Here is a 15,483-nt window from a genome sequence, read left to right on the forward strand (position 1 = left end):
TAATGAAATATCTGCATTGTTGTTGAGCCTGGCGAGAGTTATTAGCTTTATAATGGCCTGGTTAACTACCTGATAAGTGATTTAATAGTCAGCATGGTATTTTGTATTTTTCTTCAAGCCTTAATTTATATTATAGGTCACTGTAAACAATGGAATCATAATAATTTATTTGTTGTTTTGAACTTTTATATTCGGAAGGTGTTCTGTTAATGCTTTCCTTCGATTAACCAGATTGAGTGTCACTATCATGAAAAATATCCTTATTACCGGTTCAACAGGCTTTTTAGGCGGTGCTGTCGTAGCAAATTTATTGCAGAATAGGGTTAAGGATAGACTGCTGCTGCTGGTCAGAGGTAAATCCGTCGAGGAAGGGTTAAACAGACTTAAAGCAAACCTGAAAAACTTTGGATTAAATGAATCAGCAATCAAAACGATAGCACCTGAGAATATTATTTTGGGTGACCTGGCGTTAACAGAGGAATTTATTAATGACTCACGGCTTAGCGACCTCACTCACGTTATTAACTGTGCTGCTGTAGCCTCTTTTGGTAACAATCCCACTATCTGGAAAGTGAATGTTGAGGGTACATTCCAGTTCGCAGAACGGATGAGCCGCGTCAAAGGGTTACAGAAATTTATCCACGTGGGTACGGCAATGTCATGTGTGCCGGAACCAGATTCACTGGTTACAGAGGGCGTACAGGACTCCAGCCGGGAGCAGCATATTGTCGAGTATACTTGGAGCAAGGCCTCGATTGAAAAACAGATGATTGAAAAGCTGCCTACTCTGCCACTGGTCATTGCCCGGCCGTCGATCGTAGTAGGTCACTCCCATCTGGGGTGCCTGCCGTCTGCCAGTATTTTCTGGGTATTCCGGATGGCGCTGGCATTAGGCAAATTTACCTGCGACTTGGACGATCGTATTGACGTGATTCCGGTTGATTACTGCGCTGGTGCGCTGGTGATGCTGCTCGACGCAGAAAAAGTCATCAATGAAGTGATTCACATATCTGCCGGAACACAGAGCAATGTGACCTTCGCAGAAATTGATGAGGCTATGGCCAAAGCATTAGGGCGCAGATCTATGGGTGTTGATTATCAAAAGGTTACTTATAAACAGCTTTCTGACAGCAGAAGAACATTTAAGGATCTGTTTGGCCCGTGCAACGAACGAATCATGCTGCGTGCGATGAACCTTTACGGCCATTTCTCAAATCTAAATGTGGTATTTGATAATTCTAAACTGCTACAGCTTGGTATGAATAAGCCTTCCAGGTTCACCGATTATCTGGATCGCTGTGTGCTGACAACGCGTGACGCAACAATTGCCGAACTGATGCAGGTCGATTTTAAATAGTCAGATATCGGAAAAAAATAAAGACTGAAGTATAAGTGGGGGCAGGGATCGAATTATGTCGCCCTGTAATCGAGCCATCTTTAGCACTGTCATTTCTAGCTTTTCACGGTTTAGCATTGGTCGCCCTCACGATAAAAACGGTAGTGCAGCAATCGCTGATTTTACCACCATAATTTACCTTTTTTCTGGACGTTTTTAATAAAAAGACTGAGAGCGCGGTCTTTAGCCTAAGAGCCTTAGAGTTTTTACCTCCCCCCTTGGCATATCCTTAACGCTTTATTGTCTGCGTTATTATCCGGTCGGTATGCTGCCCCATAAGGCCATTAATCAGCATCATTTCCCGATAGAGTTCAGTGCGTGGCTGTGGGTTCATGGCATAGAGTTCAGCCCATCTCTGAGCCAGTATCAGATTGCGTACTCTGTTGCTCTCTGTGGCGGTGAAGTGTTCCGGTACTACTACCGGGAAGAAAGCCTGTCTACTCCTCTCTCCGTGCTTCACAGCGTTAGTATTCCCTATCGGTGCGCCTGAGCCTTTGCGCTTTCCACCCCAACTTGATTGTTGGTTAGTTGTCATGGTTGGCCTCGCTGGGAGTGTACGAAATATTTCTCACACCTCCGTTCAATGTCAAGTTTTGACAGGTTCTCACTGTCAGCGCGACTAGTATTATTGAGATAGAACTGCTCTGAGTTCTTTACCGTGCGGAAAGGAATACCCTGTGCGCTTGTGCTGTGCTTTCTCGATTGAATCCGCTGCGCCTAATGGTCGATTACCAGATATTTGATCCATCAGTGCCGATATGATGGCTATATCAGTATTAGCATCGTTACTCTGGAAGGCCGATAGCTTCGCTTTAATCTTGGATAAGGTGGCTCTATTACTCATGCGTTACCTTCCCATTTCACACGGCGCGGGTCGCCTTCTGGATAAACCTCTTGCCATGCCTCGCCGCCATGCTTACCGAAAGGAATGTAAGACTTACTCGCAATTACAATATCGCCGTTCGGGTCTTTATCTATGCCCACCAGCTCAAGGCCATTAATGCGCTCATGAGGCGATAGATTGTTAAGCCGGTTCTTTATTGAATCGAGCGTTTTACGATTTGTCATTTTCCATAGCCTCTAGTCGTTCTAGTATCTCTTTCATCTCTCGTCTTACCTCGTCAATCTCAGCCACTCTGGCAACGCTAGCGGCAGCATTGATGATGTGTGCGCCAATATCAGGGGTTACTTCCCCACGGCTGATAGCGGCTAATACAGACATACTAAAGCGGGTGAGGTCGGTAGTGTCTGCGAGGAATTCAACGGTGGGCATTGTTGTTTTACTTACTGGGTCGCAACGGTCAGCCCATATCTTTAAACAAGCAGTATCTCCGGCTTTGATGCCTTCGGTGATTGACCTCATCGCATCGGGAGTGAGATCCATTAGTTGGCGTCTAATCTCTGCGCCTTTACCGGGTCTGCCGCTTGGATTACCGGACGTTCCTTTAGTCCAGCGGGTAGGGTGTTTTCCCTGTTCTTTCCTGCTATCAGGAGGCATGAATATTCCTTAATAAATCGAGATAGCTGTCATTCCATCAGGCCAGTAATGCTTACCTTGCCGCATCTTTCACGGTTCAACGTTCTCGGCGGATTCTCTTTGGTCAGTAGCTCTAGCGTTGAATGTCCGGCAGTCGTGGTTAACTTATACATCCGGTCGGTTACTGTGATTGAGTCAGGTAACAGCGTAATGATTGAATTATCGTAATCACGGGGCGCACCTGTGAACTGTTGGCCTAGTACCTTCACTCGGTCGCCGTTGATGCTTGATTGATAGCGGTCGAGGTGAACGCTGAAACTCCCACATTGAAAGGCATTGGCGGTAAGTGGTGCGAGTATGAGTAGTGCGACTAGCTTTGTTTTTAACTTCATGCTGCTTCACCTCGGTCTATCGTGTCGATGAGTTGATAAATTCTTGCTTCTTTAAGCGATTCCCTAGATTCAAAGAAATTGATTATTTCAGGGTGTGGGGTCATTCGTTTTTGCTCTACAAGGTCAGCCAATGCCTCAATATCCTTCCAGTAAATGCTTACGATGCTCTTGCATAAACTTAACGATCTTAGATACATCCATTCGCTATGGTCTGGTATCCCACACGCCTTTTTTTGAATCTTTTCTAACGCCTTAGATATTTCCTTGCTGTCTGACTTTGCCGTTTTAGTCATCAAGTGGTCGATACTTTGCCCAGTGTAAACGGACTCAGCCGCAGCCCCTGCTATCAGAATGGATAGCATAGCTTTTGGGTCAGGCGTTAATTCATCTCCATGCCATAAGCTATGAAGGCACGCGGCTTTGCAGTCGTTATGTTCATTGCCGCCACTAAAAACAATGGTTCTATTCTCGTCAGCGATGCCTATCTCAATAAAAGATGCGCCCCATAAATAGGCTAAGAGTGCATGCCCTGCCTCATGTATAGACAGGTATCTCTCCCATTTCGGGAAGCGTTGCTGCTCTTTGTTCTCCATTATTTAGCCATGTCCCGTAACGCCTTAGCCATGAGGTGACGGGCGATTTCGTGGATTGTTGGGGCGACATTAAGCGGTGATTTGCTGCGTTCTTCACGCTGAATCGCTTGCAGTGCTTCGATTTGCTCACTACTCAGTAAGACAGGCTTTAGTTCTGATGTAGTCATGGTGATTGTTCGCTACGTTGGTTATTTATACAGCTATTATAATTGTAATTGTTGAAATGATTAATATATTTATGCCGATTTATGAAACGATTATTTGATAGTGAGGATCGAATAGTTAAATCAAAGTAATAAGCTGCTAGACTGCGGCCTTGGTGGGTTTATGACTTGATTATAAATGCATGCCCGTTGAGTTTGGCTATCCCCATGCGGTGATGTGTGGCGGTGGCCTATCAAAGTTTTTACGGTCGATTTTTAGCTGTTATCCGGAGGGTTGAGTGGATTAAACCCCAGAATAACTCTGGGGGGACTGATCAGTGAGAAAAAAGATGGGGAAAGGTAACATGTAATGAGTCAGCCATAAAGATAATGGCTTAATTCGTTAGTTTATTATAGATCGGCATATTCAAGTATATCTTCACCCATTAATGTGCAATTTAATGATGAAGAGTAAGTTAGTCTTATTCTATACTTACCTTTATAAATATATCCCCATGTTTCAAGCACATCGAATATTTGATTTCGGTTTTCAGGGTTATTTATCTTAGGGAGTGATTTCACATTATTATCAATTACTATTCTATCATCGTTTTCTTTATAGAAAATGAGGAATTTTTTTGCATCTATAATTGCATTTTTCTTACACTTTAATGATGATAAGTTATCGCTGGAAAATGAGGTCGATGAGATTACCATTAAAGATATGAAAATAACTATTTTCTTTATACTATTCATTAATATATACCCATTTCTTTCTTAATTCTTTCTAGAGCTGATTGTCTTTGTGATAGGCCATTATAGCCACCATTAACGACATATGTAACTGATCTTATATCATCTTTATCAGCATAACGATTAACTAATTTCTTTTTCCAAAACTCGCATGCTGTTCTCACGGCTATATCAAGATCATTAGCTACCGTGTTGGGGTCTTTGATTAGATTTTTATGCAGTATTTTTCCGTAAGTATCATAATTTTCTCTGCCTGTAAGATGAAGCATCCCCCTTCCAACATATTTTGGACCATCACCAGGGTATTTATTCCCAACCGTTTTACCTGTTTTAGTGCTTGGTTCATATTCCATACCACCATGTTTTGCATGTTCAGTGAGTGACGAGAAGTTTGCAGTTTCAACACAAGACTGGGCAAGAAAATGAGCAATTCTCATTTTTGTATTTATCTGATATATGGGTAGCCAATAATTAAGAGGATTTTTTAATCCTTTCATATTTGTTTTTTGAGAGTGTAATAGAGAATTCTTGCTTATATAATGCTGTGATATTTTCCATAAAAAATCTTCTGTTATACGAAACATATTATCAATTATACCTCTCATGATTTTGATATTGAATTGGTTATTGTTAAGTAATAAATATTTTTGTTGTTAACTTCCTTGATATAGATCATTAAACTTTAAAAATGTATTTTTTAAAAAACGTGGTTGGTTGAGCAAGAGAAAATGTGCTTTGATTATAAGAAAAATATTAGAAGGATTTACCTATAGTATATATATAGATTTTAGGGGTTTTTAATCACAACAATTTTTCACGAGAATTAAGCACAAATCGTGGTAGCTAGTACTATTTTTAGGCAGTCTCTCCGAGTTGATTTGTATTAAAACATTTCGGTTTTTCTTAGCTGAATAGGTAAGGGCTGAGCATTTGTTTGTGCTTGGCGCTCTTCTTCATCTTCTTTTTACTCTTTCCTGCCGCCTGTACGGGATTCTGTGGCGTTTTCTCTGCCTCGGCTGGCTTCTGCGCTGGCTTGAGCTTTAACGATAATACAGGGCGCTTGGCTTCGTTGTTGTCGGTCATGGTTAAAACTCCGGTTCATCGTTAAAAGGATAGTTCTCATACTCAGGCGGCACGTTGCTTTGTGGTTTCGTTGCTTTAGGGGTGGGCTTCCTGCCTGACGGTCTAACGGTTTTAGCACTGATAACAGAATCAGCAATCACCTGAGCCTGTTCCTTCTTCACGCCGTCCTGTCCATTGGTTCAACTGCATATTACCGGACACGCTTATCATGTCGCCCTTTGAGTGCTTCGCCAGTGCCTCAGCCTGTTTACCGAACGCGACTATGCCTAGCCAGTAAGCTGCCTGTCCTTCGTCTGCGTTATTACATGGCAGATTAACCACGAGTCGCGCCATTGCCATCTGATTACCGTTTGCTGTGGTGCGAGTGGTGACCTCTGCCACGATGCGCCTATGCGCTGAAATTTGTGCGGTCACTGTGTTGTCCTCTGATTATTTATTGTTCGTTGGATGGGGGTTTAGCCGTCCAGAGTAGAAATATTCTCAACTTACCCTCCCCGTGGAAAAGTTTTACCCCCTTTATATCTCTACCTTGGTCTACCTAGCCCTCAAAGCCAGCAACCACGAGGCCTGTAGCGAGGTAGAGTATTTTTTTATATCTCTACCTATGTCTACCTATCTCTACCTACTTTTTGCAGTAAGTCTTAAAGATTGGTTTTTCTGGGTAGAGATAGGTAGAGATAAGTAGACTTAAATTTATATATCTCTACCTAGCTGTAAGCCTTGGTGTTACAGGGCTTAACAGTGTTTAGGTAGAGAGGTAGAGATAATTCCTTCCAAAAAAGTTTACTCTCCCTCTTTTTCAATCGGGCACCCGTAAGCCCGTGGCATAAATTCCTCAGCTAATTCGTTAAACGAAACGTTTGTTTGAGTCTTTCCTTTGACTAAGCGCGTCTTATATTCGGCGCGATATTCTTTAGCTGCTGACTTAATGCCTCGTGAAAACTTATTTACTGATAGCGGCTTGCCTAAGCCGTGATAATCCATAAATGCTAGGTAAAGGTGATAGAGGTAGGTTCTAGGCTCTGATTGTCCAGCCCATGTTCCACCGCCCATCATTAGCCCTGTAGGCTCATTGAGGAAATAAAGTGCGGCGCATAAGTCGATAACGGGGTCAGTGCCTCGCTTCACCTCTAACGCCTCTTGGGATTCTCTTTGCTTAATCAGTAGCTGCTTCGCCTTATTCTGGTTGGCAAACAGTGTTAAGAGATGGCGAATAACTACAGGTATCTCTCGGCGGATCTTAATCGTTAAGTCTGGGTCTTTATCTGCGTCTGATACCGGAACGTTAAACGGGAATATCACCCGCCGTCTGGCAATGCCTCCGTTGCGCTCAGTAAAGGTCATCGGGTCGTTATTGGTCGCTAGTACAACGGCATTAATAACAGTTGAGAACTGCTTCTCATATTTTCCGTCAATCTCTACCGCATCACCGCCTGTAATGGCTTTTATTCCTGCGCCTTCTCCAACGTACTTCGTTTGGTCTGGCATAAGTATCAGGCTCTTTCCTACTAACTGCGCTCGGCCTCGTGGGGTGTCCAGTGTCATCATTCCACCGCTTGCCGTGTTATGCTCTCCCGCCAGTGTCGAGGCAATGCTGCTAAAGACTGATTTTCCGCTGCCACCTTCGCCTGTCACCTCAAGGAATAACTGCCAATCGTAGCGATTAGCTAGAACCATAAACAAGGCGGCTTTAATGCGCTCTGCTTTGCGATCATCGCCAGCGGTCGCATGATCTAGCCATTTGGTAAAGTTCGGCGCGTGGCTTGCGAGGGATTCGTTTTGCTCTGGATCTGTGTAGGTGATGCCGTTGTGATTCATTAGCCAGTTACGCGGGTTATGACTACTGAATTGCTGAGTTTTAAGGTCATAAACGCCATTGTCGAACCCAATCAGGTCATTTCTTGGCTCACCAATCGCATCAAGCTGTAATTTCATGGTAGCAACTACGGACTTGATACCCTTTTCTGTATAGTCAGCCTCATATTCTTCGAATATTCGCACCATTGCGCGTTCTATTTCACTGTCTGGCAGCTTCTTCCATGCGCCTGATTGGTACTGATAGACGGCCTGACTCTCAGGATTAACCGCTAGGTCATCCCATTGCTGAGAAAGTAATCGTGCTTTCTGGTTTGCTGGCATCCGTGTAATGTCGCCACTGCTTTTGCGCTTATTCTCTTTGCCACCGTCAATCACCTGTAGCGTTGCTGTCATGCCATCCCCTTGCGGTTGGTACAATCCATCATTAAATGCGCGTGTCGCCTCTTCTAGGCCGTACTGTTGGCGGTAGTCATCCCAATCTGCCTTATGGTCGCCCTGTGGTAGGGTGAGCCATCCAGAAACCGCCTGAGCCGCTTTAATCGCTGCTAACTCTCCTGTATTCGGTTCGTCATCGTGGCAATCGTTATCGGCGGCGATGATGATTTGAGCGTGGGGATATTTGGAGCGCATCACCTCGGCTACGGGTGTAAGGTTCCATGCGTCAATCGCTGCCACCGCTAAGGCTTCTGGACGCATCAGATTAACGCTCAGTGCTGTAGCGTAACCTTCGGCTAGGATTATCGTCTGAACGTTATCAGGCGCGTTGACGGCGTGATATGATCCTTGCTTTGCTGAACCTGATACCAGCTTCTTACTGCCTAGCTCTGAGATAGTCTGTGCTGCGACAATATTCGCATCGCCATCAGTCAGGGGCAGTAAAATAGATCCATCGGGTAAAAGCTGGCACTTGATGTCATTTAAGCCCTTGGCTATCAGGTACTCACTTTCTCCCGTGGTGGACTTAGCTGATAGAACACTGTAATTGCGGGTGAATTGCTCTTTGCGCTCGGCTTTCTCCAGCTCCTCACGCTTGCGCCGTTCCTCGGCTTGTTTGGTGCGCTTGGCAGTGAGTTCACCCCGTCTTTTCTGGTCGGCGATAGGGTTTTATTCTGTCGTCCGGTAATCAATATTCAACACATCAGCAACCATCTTGGCGGCTTCGGTCGTGTCGCAGTTGTTCACCTTCTTAATCAGGTCTAAGCCATCGCCAGCCCCGCAGTGATTGCAGATATGACTGCCTTTTCCCTTATCATCGAATCGAAAGCGGTCAGTGCCTCCGCAATGGGGGCAAGGCGCGTGATTTCTTGGGCTATCAGGAACGTCAATGCTTAGGCTCTGCAAAATGTAAGGCCAGTTGCCCGCCGCTTCGCTGGTCACTTGGTTTATTAGGTCGATATTACGCATTGCTCCCCCTAGTGCTTCACTGTGTCGGCTGGCATACCTTCGGCATTCAGCGTTTCAATAAATCCATCGTGTAGGACTGTCAGCCCATCAAGCCCCCACTCAGACAGGCACAACGCCCCGTCTTTCACCTCAACAAACATTTGATACATCTGTACGGCTGCCGCGCATGGGTTATCTCTGTACATCTCGCAAGCGATAGACTCGATATTGTTAGCCAGTGCCAATCGTTCCGGCGCAGGGTAGATGCTCATGCCTCCATATTCGCCGATATACATCACCGCTTGGCCTTTGCTACCGTCTTCCTCGGTAACTTCAACGGTGCCGTTCTTGGCTAACTGGTCGTGAATAAACAAGGTGGCCACAATCCAGCGATAAATAACCATGTTCTGTTCATCAGTAGGGATGAAGTAACCTAGTGACTGGCCTTCGTAAATCGCTGCGGTGACTCTTAGCCCGTTGTACAGGTCATAGTCATAGCCACCCGCATCTAGCGACTTGATAGCGGTCTTGTAGCCGATTAGCTTTTGATGTTGGTAGTTGCCTGACTCATTACGCTGCATAAAGTTAATGCCGTCAGGGGTGGCCTCGATAACTTGGGTTTTCATGGTTGAGCCTCCGCATGGTCTGGATTTTCGAGCACTAATAGCAGTGGCTCGGCGGCGTCCATTGCCTCCGGTACGCCATCCAGTAAGGTGATAATTGCCGCAATCTTGTTGGCTTCTTCTGTGTCCTTACAGAGTTCTAACCACATTGATAAAACAGTTTGAGCCTGTTCAACTTGGCGCGCTGCGTCTGGTAATGTTTTCATTAGCCGCGCTCCTTCTCTGCCTGTTCTTCGATAAGCCACGCCGCGACATTGCCTGATAAGCGTCTTACCAGTGTCGCCATTGCAGAAACCTCACTTTCAGCCATGCGATGTGGGTAGTCCTCCCACATCCTGCAGACGATTTCCTCTTGATGCGCCATTTCTGCGACTTGCTCTAGGGTATGGTCACGGCTCATTTGCAGCACTCCAACGTTTTAGCGGCGATAGACTCCGCAAGGTTCATCGATTCAAGCTGTAACTCGGTTTCTTCATCGCTTGCGGTCAGATACATGGCGGCAGCTAGGAGTTTTTGGATTTTGCCTAAGGCATCAATTGCTTTGATACCTTGACCAATAGTGGTTTCACTCATTACTTAAAGGCTCCTAGCTCTGGAATGGTTAGCTGAACTAATGCGGTAATACGATCGATAGCGGGGCGGATGACTTTTAACTCACGCTTGCGCTGCGTCATTTCTGCGCTGCCATGTTTGCCGTGTCGCCACTTAGATTTATGCTCGGCTGCTGCGAGTAGGTTCTGCGCTTCGCTCAGGGGCATAGCTTCCAATTCTTCAAGGCTTGGAATGAGGACGGGGCGAATATCCGAGAAATGCGGGTTAGGGCGAAAGTAAGCCTCTACCAGTTGCTCCTGAATCTGCCATGACAGTTCATCAGTGAATGGCTTAACCAGTAGCAGGTAGCCCATTTCAGTAATGACAATCCCGCTTTTGGTATGCTTCGGGAAAAGTTCGTCAATCAACTGCCGACGTTTAACGTCGTTGGTTACTTTTTCTCCTAACTGAGTGCGTTTAACGTCGTCAGTTGATGAATTGCCTGACTGAGTACGCTTAACGTGCCCAGTGATTTTTAATTCATCATGTATCTGGTCAGCATTAAGTGAAAAGTAGTGCTTCCCCTCAGTGAAGCGTTCACGGTTGCGACGAAATGCTGCGGAGGCTGTACCGTTAGGGCGTTGGTGCGCTTGGTCAACCATTGCGAAGTTCACAACACGCTGGCCTTTGTATTCCACTAGCGGCAAGTTTTGATTACTCAGAGTAATGGCGTTCATGCTCGCACCTCCTTAGTTTTGGCAATGCGAACCTGAGTTAACCCTTCCTGTTGGGCTTGCTTCATGGCGTGGGCGGTGGCGTATCGAATATCGCTTGAGAAGACTTGATAATTTATTGCCACGATAGAACCGCGCTTATTGGTCGCGTGTCCGGTCACATTGAAGTAATCACGCATGATTTGCCCCCTCAAGCTCGCAGCCGTCCAGTAAGTGATAAAGGTCGGTTACTGCAAGGCGCATAAGGTCATTCAATGCGGTCAGGGTGCGCTTCTGGTTCGGGCAGTCTTGAGCAATCACGCCATCAATGACGTTAAGCACTTCAAGTATTGTTTCGGCCTTCTCTGCGAGGTCACAGGGCGATTGGTAAACTCTAAGCATGAGCCACCGCCTGATTAATGCGTCCGGCAAAGAAGCAAACGTGTTCTTTGACCAGAGATAAACGGGCTTCGCGCTCAGTAGGTGCGGCAATATGGTGAAGTGTTGCTTTGATTGTCGGGCAATCACGGCGAATAGCGGCGATAATCCAGATAAATGATTGTTGCTCGTTACCTGTTTTTAGGTTGAGCGAGTGCCGCCCTTGTGCGGGTGTGGTATTCTCTTGCATAGCTTCCTCGTTACTGTTGATAACGGTGGTTGTTAGATGCCCTGTTAGCGTTGGCGCGCTTCGGGGCATTGCTGTTTTTAAATCTCGATATTGCTTTAAATAAAAATGGTAGTTACCATTTGAGTTACCATTATAATACTGGTAACTACCAATGCAAGATGAAAAAGAAAAAAAAGCGTTTGACCGTAAAGGAAGCACAATGAAGCACATTCGCTTCGAGGACTCGCTTTTAGAGGATATAAACGCTGTTGCTGGAAAAGGTAATTTCAGTTCATGGGTTAAAGATTCCTGCCGTGATAGATTACGCAGGGAAAAGAAAGAACCAAAGGGCTGATAACTATTGGCTGTAGTCGAAAGGGTGGCCTTTGAAATGCTATCCTTTTTTTTGCCTACTTTCTGACCGAAGCACTTTTTAGTGCTTTGCTTTTTAATATCCTGAGATTTCAGGACATCTCCGGTAAACTCACCGTAAAGATCCCAATTTCGGTACTGTTTAGATGCCTTAATTACGGATATGTAAGACTCGAACATCGGACGAACTTTTGACCGATGCTCGGAACCGCCGCACTGAGCCGATTCTTTGGCTGAGTGACTATCTCCAAAATGTTTTGGATATTGTCGGCATGGAGTACATCCCTGTGATTGAGGAATGTTAAATATTCCTACCAGTAAAGTGAATTTACTCTGGAGGGCTGAGTTATTCGGCATCATGCCAGCACCTCCACTTTCAAGCTGCCAGCGGTGTAGCCTTGAACACGAATACCATCAACACGGTGACGTTTCTTAGTTAAGAATCGAACATGGTCAGCATAAACAAAGAGCCATTTACCATCGACTGCTAGGCGTTTAAAGCCCCTCATCTCTTTATTCGATAGCTGGACAACAGGGCTACAAGCCTTATCGCAAGCGGCATCTGCTGCGACAACCCCCTTATCATTGCCCGTTACTCGGTAAAGCCAGTATCTAGCATCGCTGCCAGTAATCTTGCGAGTGCGAACCGGAATATAGCCAGCCTGTTTCATCGCATTACTGAATAGAGCGTCATTAGCGTAGTACGCTCGGCGAACCTCTTTAGCTACTGAAACTGCAAAGGTGCGTTTAGTTGGGTGCTCCTTCCACTTGTCCACGAACGACAAAGGCAAGCCGTTTACGTCAGGCTCATTAATGACTGTGCCATCGGGCAGATTAAACATCATCTTTCACCTCTACATAATCAGCTTTGAATCGTTCTAGCGGCTGCTGGCAAGGGTGCGGATAACCTTCACGCATGAATACGACACAGCCGTTGCTCATACCTAATGGCGTGACAATATGCCCGTGGGAGTCCTTAAAGCGGCGTTTCTTCTTATCCATGACCCACCCCTAGGCGTTTAGATAACCAACGTTGAGAAAGGCGCGATAACTCTGCTTTGCGTCCGTAGTAATCCATCCCCATATCAATGAGCGTGATATTGGTGCTTTCCAGATAGGCCAAGTGTTCAAGCTGGTCAGTGGTCATATAATCACGCGCTTTTTCTTTCGGGTGTCCGTTCGACAAAGCCCATTGATTAGCGGTCAGGCCACCTAAAGCAATGCGGGTAATCATGTTGCTCTCATTACTGTAATGACGGGGTAGGGTTGCTTTGCCATGCTCTGCGCGTGATAAGTCGAGGGCTTCACACATCGGCTTAAAGTTGCTGGCGGCTTTGATTCTGGCCTTCAAGTGTTGGCGATAGTTAGCCGCGATAGCTGGCGCGGTGCGTGATAATGCTTCTTCACATTGGATAAAGTATTTGCGGACGGCTCGGCCTTGCTCGGTGCGCTCAACCATTGCCAGTTCTTTAGCCATGTTGATTGTTAGGCCATAGTCTTTGCTGCGCCGATCACCTCCGCGCTTTGTAACCCAACCACCGCCAGAGTGGTTAAAATCTGTACTTTGGTTCCTGAATTCTGAGGAATCAAAAATCACAAAGTCGTCACCTAGTACAAACTCGAATTCCTCAATGCGTCCTTTAATCCATGTTGAAAAGTCATTGCCTACGCCTAATGCTGCGTGAAGTGCTTTCGCGCTCACAATATTGGAATCACGCCCACCGATTTGACCGGAAATAACAGGTATCAGGTCGCTAAATACACTTTGAGGCTCGCCGTTAAGCTCTGGCTTAAATACCCCAGCAACGTGCTCAGGGCGTGGGGATACCTCGAAACTTAATTCGCTTTTTTTCATTTTGGTAATCTCCGGTTAGTTGGCTGCTGCTTTCTCTGGGTACTGGTTAATTAAACGCTGTGCCTCGGCTTCGGTGATTGCTTCCTCTCCGCGCTGTGAACGCCAGATATTAATGAGCTTTAACGCTCGTTCTGCTGCGCTCCGGTCTGCGAGTCGGTAGCGTGTGAAGTGCGTAGAGTAGCCATGACGCGAGATATATTTCTCACTCTCTCCCACAATATCGAGGCGGTATTGGTTGCGGAGTTTCGATATATCGCTATGCAGACAGGTAGTGTAGAACTTTGTGCCTGTTCCGATTTGGTCAAAGTCGGAAACTGAACGTGCGTTTGTGTCGAGTGCGGTTAGTCCTTTTGGATTGTGAAGAATCACACTGCATGACGCTTCTACTTTCAAAGCTGGCTTGATAATCGTGGTGATAGCTGTAAAATCATCTCCGCGAATATCTGAATGAGCCATCTGTGACAAGGTGGCTTTTTTTATATCCATTAATTGACCTCCGCAGTATTACGCTCGGCGATACGGGCATCAATCCATGCATCTACTTCATCAGCGAACCAACCCAAGCGGCGCAAACCAATACGAAAGCCACGGGGAAACTCGCCAGTATTAACCATCTCCTGAAATGCGCTATCTGATTTAATGCGTAGAACCTTTTTAACTTCTGACTTGAGTAAAATAGCTCGTTCGGTGTTTTTCATTATTAACTCTCTGAATAAGTTATTAACTGTTGAATACCGAATTATTAAATCATAGGAATGTGTAAGTTGCTGGCATATCAGGTTAAATTGTTGGCATGGCTAAAGTGACTATAAATTCGATAGTTGGTAATGTTTTCAGAGTGATTTTTAAGTCGATTTATAATAGTTGGTAAGGTTTTAATTAACTGGCCTGATAAGTTGGTAATGTTTGGGGTGGGTATCGTGGAGTGTTGGCACTATTTGTTAGGCGCGTTGTCCATCTGCGCCCATCAAGTAGGAAGGTTTCTTATTCTGCTGTAGCTATACCGCTTTTTTTTAAAGCCTCGCCAATTAGTTTCCTATAGCTTGCGGGTGACTTTTCTATCATCTCAGCTACGCTATCCGCTATCGCGCTTGCGCTAACATTTTCACCATAAAGGTATTTACTCCCTGACTTTTCTACAAGTATCTTTGAAATAGCTCCGATAATATCCAATGCTGCGGATCTTCCTGCAAAACTCTTTTCCCACTCAATGTCTGGGCTGTGTCCTGCTGGCGTGTCTATAACAACACTTGTACTGGCATCAGGGGAAGGTGTTGCATATTCTCCCCATCCTAGCGGTTTAGGTATGGCCTTCGATAAATTTGCAGTAGGGAATATGGATTGTAGTTCTTTAATGCTGAATCCGAATCTGAAGAAGTCATTATCAACCCAATCAAAAGGGATTTCTGAGTATTCATCACTGTTGATTGGTAGAATCTTGTTGTTAATTACTAACTTAAACTTCCTTTCGATGAAGTTGAGTTCATCAAAGAAAGGGTCACTTCGTGGGGTGACTCTATAAAACTCGTCGATTTCATAAACACTTACGGGTGATAGTTCTGGAATTGTGATCTTGTTAGTTATTTCTTGGATTATCCAGATACAAATATCCGGCAATGTACCTTTTACTTGAGATCTGATTTTTTCGATGAAATCGTGAATATTAATAAAATCTTTATTAGTCTTTTCAATTTCTGCCCGAACATCAATCATCGCCACCTCGCGTCCTCTTTTAGTAGGAACC

General features: G+C 45.3%; 25 protein-coding genes and 2 pseudogenes. 2 read left to right on the forward strand and 25 right to left on the reverse strand.

What is annotated here, in order from left to right; translation table 11 throughout:
- The first annotated feature begins 247 nt into the window (after window positions 1-247).
- Window positions 248-1,357: an SDR family oxidoreductase gene (locus HGT71_RS07340; RefSeq protein WP_214217195.1), complete on the forward strand. Its 1,110-nt coding sequence runs from the start codon at window positions 248-250 to the stop codon at window positions 1,355-1,357.
- Between the two features lie 268 nt (window positions 1,358-1,625).
- Here the strand turns inward: HGT71_RS07340 and HGT71_RS07345 are convergent, their stop codons facing one another.
- The 19 genes and pseudogenes from HGT71_RS07345 to HGT71_RS15945 form a co-directional block, all read right to left on the reverse strand.
- Entirely contained in the window at window positions 1,626-1,931 is a 306-nt protein-coding gene (locus HGT71_RS07345; RefSeq protein ID WP_214217196.1) for a hypothetical protein, read from the reverse strand.
- 305 nt (window positions 1,932-2,236) lie between these two features.
- The gene (locus HGT71_RS07350) at window positions 2,237-2,464 is read right to left on the reverse strand and encodes a hypothetical protein (RefSeq protein ID WP_214217197.1); all 228 of its coding nucleotides are present in this window, start codon (window positions 2,462-2,464) and stop codon (window positions 2,237-2,239) included.
- Window positions 2,451-2,894, reverse strand: a complete 444-nt coding sequence (locus tag HGT71_RS07355; protein WP_214217198.1) for a hypothetical protein — start codon at window positions 2,892-2,894, stop codon at window positions 2,451-2,453. The genes HGT71_RS07350 and HGT71_RS07355 overlap by 14 nt, the downstream gene beginning before the upstream one ends.
- Window positions 2,895-2,923: 29 nt before the next feature.
- The gene (locus HGT71_RS07360) at window positions 2,924-3,265 is read right to left on the reverse strand and encodes a hypothetical protein (RefSeq protein ID WP_214217199.1); all 342 of its coding nucleotides are present in this window, start codon (window positions 3,263-3,265) and stop codon (window positions 2,924-2,926) included.
- Entirely contained in the window at window positions 3,262-3,858 is a 597-nt protein-coding gene (locus HGT71_RS07365) for a hypothetical protein (protein WP_214217200.1), read from the reverse strand. The genes HGT71_RS07360 and HGT71_RS07365 overlap by 4 nt, the downstream gene beginning before the upstream one ends.
- Complete coding sequence (locus tag HGT71_RS07370) at window positions 3,858-4,025, reverse strand: hypothetical protein (RefSeq protein ID WP_214217201.1); 168 nt, start codon at window positions 4,023-4,025, stop codon at window positions 3,858-3,860. Before HGT71_RS07370 ends, HGT71_RS07365 begins: the two co-directional genes overlap by 1 nt.
- Window positions 4,026-4,412: 387 nt before the next feature.
- Window positions 4,413-4,757: a hypothetical protein gene (locus tag HGT71_RS07375; protein WP_214217202.1), complete on the reverse strand. Its 345-nt coding sequence runs from the start codon at window positions 4,755-4,757 to the stop codon at window positions 4,413-4,415.
- Entirely contained in the window at window positions 4,757-5,251 is a 495-nt protein-coding gene (locus HGT71_RS07380) for a glycoside hydrolase family 19 protein (RefSeq protein WP_244986429.1), read from the reverse strand. The genes HGT71_RS07375 and HGT71_RS07380 overlap by 1 nt, the downstream gene beginning before the upstream one ends.
- A 406-nt stretch (window positions 5,252-5,657) precedes the next feature.
- Window positions 5,658-5,837 carry a hypothetical protein gene (locus HGT71_RS07385; protein WP_214217204.1) on the reverse strand — a complete coding sequence of 60 codons (180 nt, stop codon included), beginning with the start codon at window positions 5,835-5,837 and terminating at the stop codon, window positions 5,658-5,660.
- 2 nt (window positions 5,838-5,839) lie between these two features.
- Window positions 5,840-6,251, reverse strand: a pseudogene (locus tag HGT71_RS07390) (single-stranded DNA-binding protein).
- Between the two features lie 369 nt (window positions 6,252-6,620).
- A pseudogene (locus tag HGT71_RS07395) lies at window positions 6,621-9,059 on the reverse strand (phage/plasmid primase, P4 family).
- An 8-nt stretch (window positions 9,060-9,067) separates the two neighbouring features.
- A complete protein-coding gene (locus HGT71_RS07400) occupies window positions 9,068-9,664 on the reverse strand; it encodes a hypothetical protein (protein WP_214217205.1) in 597 nt (198 codons plus the stop codon).
- Window positions 9,661-9,867 carry a hypothetical protein gene (locus tag HGT71_RS07405; protein ID WP_214217206.1) on the reverse strand — a complete coding sequence of 69 codons (207 nt, stop codon included), beginning with the start codon at window positions 9,865-9,867 and terminating at the stop codon, window positions 9,661-9,663. The genes HGT71_RS07400 and HGT71_RS07405 overlap by 4 nt, the downstream gene beginning before the upstream one ends.
- The gene (locus HGT71_RS07410) at window positions 9,867-10,061 is read right to left on the reverse strand and encodes a hypothetical protein (RefSeq protein WP_214217207.1); all 195 of its coding nucleotides are present in this window, start codon (window positions 10,059-10,061) and stop codon (window positions 9,867-9,869) included. Before HGT71_RS07410 ends, HGT71_RS07405 begins: the two co-directional genes overlap by 1 nt.
- On the reverse strand, window positions 10,058-10,234 hold the full coding sequence (locus HGT71_RS07415; RefSeq protein ID WP_214217208.1) for a hypothetical protein: 177 nt from the start codon (window positions 10,232-10,234) through the stop codon (window positions 10,058-10,060). The genes HGT71_RS07410 and HGT71_RS07415 overlap by 4 nt, the downstream gene beginning before the upstream one ends.
- Window positions 10,234-10,929, reverse strand: coding sequence for an ORF6N domain-containing protein (locus HGT71_RS07420; RefSeq protein WP_214217209.1), 696 nt, complete (start codon window positions 10,927-10,929; stop codon window positions 10,234-10,236). The genes HGT71_RS07415 and HGT71_RS07420 overlap by 1 nt, the downstream gene beginning before the upstream one ends.
- Entirely contained in the window at window positions 10,926-11,105 is a 180-nt protein-coding gene (locus HGT71_RS07425; protein WP_214217210.1) for a hypothetical protein, read from the reverse strand. Before HGT71_RS07425 ends, HGT71_RS07420 begins: the two co-directional genes overlap by 4 nt.
- Window positions 11,098-11,307 (reverse strand): hypothetical protein, encoded by a 210-nt coding sequence (locus HGT71_RS07430; RefSeq protein WP_214217211.1) that lies wholly within the window; start codon window positions 11,305-11,307, stop codon window positions 11,098-11,100. Before HGT71_RS07430 ends, HGT71_RS07425 begins: the two co-directional genes overlap by 8 nt.
- Complete coding sequence (locus tag HGT71_RS15945; protein WP_342355446.1) at window positions 11,300-11,743, reverse strand: host cell division inhibitor Icd-like protein; 444 nt, start codon at window positions 11,741-11,743, stop codon at window positions 11,300-11,302. The genes HGT71_RS07430 and HGT71_RS15945 overlap by 8 nt, the downstream gene beginning before the upstream one ends.
- On the opposite strand from HGT71_RS15945, the gene HGT71_RS15795 reads away from it, so the two are divergent.
- Window positions 11,685-11,867, forward strand: a complete 183-nt coding sequence (locus tag HGT71_RS15795; RefSeq protein WP_241597265.1) for a YlcI/YnfO family protein — start codon at window positions 11,685-11,687, stop codon at window positions 11,865-11,867. The genes HGT71_RS15945 and HGT71_RS15795 overlap by 59 nt on opposite strands.
- Window positions 11,868-12,240: 373 nt before the next feature.
- Here HGT71_RS15795 and HGT71_RS07440 read toward each other — a convergent pair whose 3' ends face one another.
- The 6 genes from HGT71_RS07440 to HGT71_RS07465 form a co-directional block, all read right to left on the reverse strand.
- Window positions 12,241-12,729 (reverse strand): hypothetical protein, encoded by a 489-nt coding sequence (locus HGT71_RS07440; protein ID WP_214217212.1) that lies wholly within the window; start codon window positions 12,727-12,729, stop codon window positions 12,241-12,243.
- Window positions 12,719-12,886, reverse strand: a complete 168-nt coding sequence (locus HGT71_RS07445) for a DUF4222 domain-containing protein (RefSeq protein ID WP_214217213.1) — start codon at window positions 12,884-12,886, stop codon at window positions 12,719-12,721. Before HGT71_RS07445 ends, HGT71_RS07440 begins: the two co-directional genes overlap by 11 nt.
- Window positions 12,879-13,739 carry an antA/AntB antirepressor family protein gene (locus tag HGT71_RS07450; RefSeq protein ID WP_214217214.1) on the reverse strand — a complete coding sequence of 287 codons (861 nt, stop codon included), beginning with the start codon at window positions 13,737-13,739 and terminating at the stop codon, window positions 12,879-12,881. Before HGT71_RS07450 ends, HGT71_RS07445 begins: the two co-directional genes overlap by 8 nt.
- A gap of 15 nt (window positions 13,740-13,754) precedes the next feature.
- Window positions 13,755-14,225: a hypothetical protein gene (locus HGT71_RS07455; protein ID WP_214217215.1), complete on the reverse strand. Its 471-nt coding sequence runs from the start codon at window positions 14,223-14,225 to the stop codon at window positions 13,755-13,757.
- Window positions 14,225-14,437: a helix-turn-helix transcriptional regulator gene (locus HGT71_RS07460; protein ID WP_214217216.1), complete on the reverse strand. Its 213-nt coding sequence runs from the start codon at window positions 14,435-14,437 to the stop codon at window positions 14,225-14,227. The genes HGT71_RS07455 and HGT71_RS07460 overlap by 1 nt, the downstream gene beginning before the upstream one ends.
- 286 nt (window positions 14,438-14,723) lie before the next feature.
- On the reverse strand, window positions 14,724-15,458 hold the full coding sequence (locus tag HGT71_RS07465) for a hypothetical protein (RefSeq protein ID WP_214217217.1): 735 nt from the start codon (window positions 15,456-15,458) through the stop codon (window positions 14,724-14,726).
- Window positions 15,459-15,483 lie beyond the last annotated feature (25 nt).

Origin of the sequence: Rosenbergiella epipactidis (assembly GCF_018494055.1) — a bacterium.
Lineage (GTDB): Bacteria > Pseudomonadota > Gammaproteobacteria > Enterobacterales > Enterobacteriaceae > Rosenbergiella > Rosenbergiella epipactidis.

Excerpts from the sequence above, each read along its gene's own strand:
- HGT71_RS07350 (WP_214217197.1), bottom strand. The coding sequence starts at position 2,464 with ATGACAAATCGTAAAACGCTCGATTCAATAAAGAACCGGCTTAACAAT.
- HGT71_RS07370 (WP_214217201.1), bottom strand. The coding sequence starts at position 4,025 with ATGACTACATCAGAACTAAAGCCTGTCTTACTGAGTAGTGAGCAAATC.
- HGT71_RS15795 (WP_241597265.1), top strand. The coding sequence starts at position 11,685 with ATGCAAGATGAAAAAGAAAAAAAAGCGTTTGACCGTAAAGGAAGCACA.
- HGT71_RS07380 (WP_244986429.1), bottom strand. The coding sequence starts at position 5,251 with ATGAAAGGATTAAAAAATCCTCTTAATTATTGGCTACCCATATATCAG.
- HGT71_RS07365 (WP_214217200.1), bottom strand. The coding sequence starts at position 3,858 with ATGGAGAACAAAGAGCAGCAACGCTTCCCGAAATGGGAGAGATACCTG.
- HGT71_RS07345 (WP_214217196.1), bottom strand. The coding sequence starts at position 1,931 with ATGACAACTAACCAACAATCAAGTTGGGGTGGAAAGCGCAAAGGCTCA.
- HGT71_RS07430 (WP_214217211.1), bottom strand. The coding sequence starts at position 11,307 with ATGCTTAGAGTTTACCAATCGCCCTGTGACCTCGCAGAGAAGGCCGAA.
- HGT71_RS07385 (WP_214217204.1), bottom strand. The coding sequence starts at position 5,837 with ATGACCGACAACAACGAAGCCAAGCGCCCTGTATTATCGTTAAAGCTC.
- HGT71_RS07360 (WP_214217199.1), bottom strand. The coding sequence starts at position 3,265 with ATGAAGTTAAAAACAAAGCTAGTCGCACTACTCATACTCGCACCACTT.
- HGT71_RS07425 (WP_214217210.1), bottom strand. The coding sequence starts at position 11,105 with ATGCGTGATTACTTCAATGTGACCGGACACGCGACCAATAAGCGCGGT.
- HGT71_RS07405 (WP_214217206.1), bottom strand. The coding sequence starts at position 9,867 with ATGAAAACATTACCAGACGCAGCGCGCCAAGTTGAACAGGCTCAAACT.
- HGT71_RS07355 (WP_214217198.1), bottom strand. The coding sequence starts at position 2,894 with ATGCCTCCTGATAGCAGGAAAGAACAGGGAAAACACCCTACCCGCTGG.
- HGT71_RS07415 (WP_214217208.1), bottom strand. The coding sequence starts at position 10,234 with ATGAGTGAAACCACTATTGGTCAAGGTATCAAAGCAATTGATGCCTTA.
- HGT71_RS07340 (WP_214217195.1), top strand. The coding sequence starts at position 248 with ATGAAAAATATCCTTATTACCGGTTCAACAGGCTTTTTAGGCGGTGCT.
- HGT71_RS07455 (WP_214217215.1), bottom strand. The coding sequence starts at position 14,225 with ATGGATATAAAAAAAGCCACCTTGTCACAGATGGCTCATTCAGATATT.
- HGT71_RS07440 (WP_214217212.1), bottom strand. The coding sequence starts at position 12,729 with ATGATGTTTAATCTGCCCGATGGCACAGTCATTAATGAGCCTGACGTA.
- HGT71_RS07420 (WP_214217209.1), bottom strand. The coding sequence starts at position 10,929 with ATGAACGCCATTACTCTGAGTAATCAAAACTTGCCGCTAGTGGAATAC.
- HGT71_RS07375 (WP_214217202.1), bottom strand. The coding sequence starts at position 4,757 with ATGAATAGTATAAAGAAAATAGTTATTTTCATATCTTTAATGGTAATC.
- HGT71_RS07410 (WP_214217207.1), bottom strand. The coding sequence starts at position 10,061 with ATGAGCCGTGACCATACCCTAGAGCAAGTCGCAGAAATGGCGCATCAA.
- HGT71_RS07445 (WP_214217213.1), bottom strand. The coding sequence starts at position 12,886 with ATGGATAAGAAGAAACGCCGCTTTAAGGACTCCCACGGGCATATTGTC.
- HGT71_RS07400 (WP_214217205.1), bottom strand. The coding sequence starts at position 9,664 with ATGAAAACCCAAGTTATCGAGGCCACCCCTGACGGCATTAACTTTATG.
- HGT71_RS07450 (WP_214217214.1), bottom strand. The coding sequence starts at position 13,739 with ATGAAAAAAAGCGAATTAAGTTTCGAGGTATCCCCACGCCCTGAGCAC.
- HGT71_RS07460 (WP_214217216.1), bottom strand. The coding sequence starts at position 14,437 with ATGAAAAACACCGAACGAGCTATTTTACTCAAGTCAGAAGTTAAAAAG.
- HGT71_RS15945 (WP_342355446.1), bottom strand. The coding sequence starts at position 11,743 with ATGTGCTTCATTGTGCTTCCTTTACGGTCAAACGCTTTTTTTTCTTTT.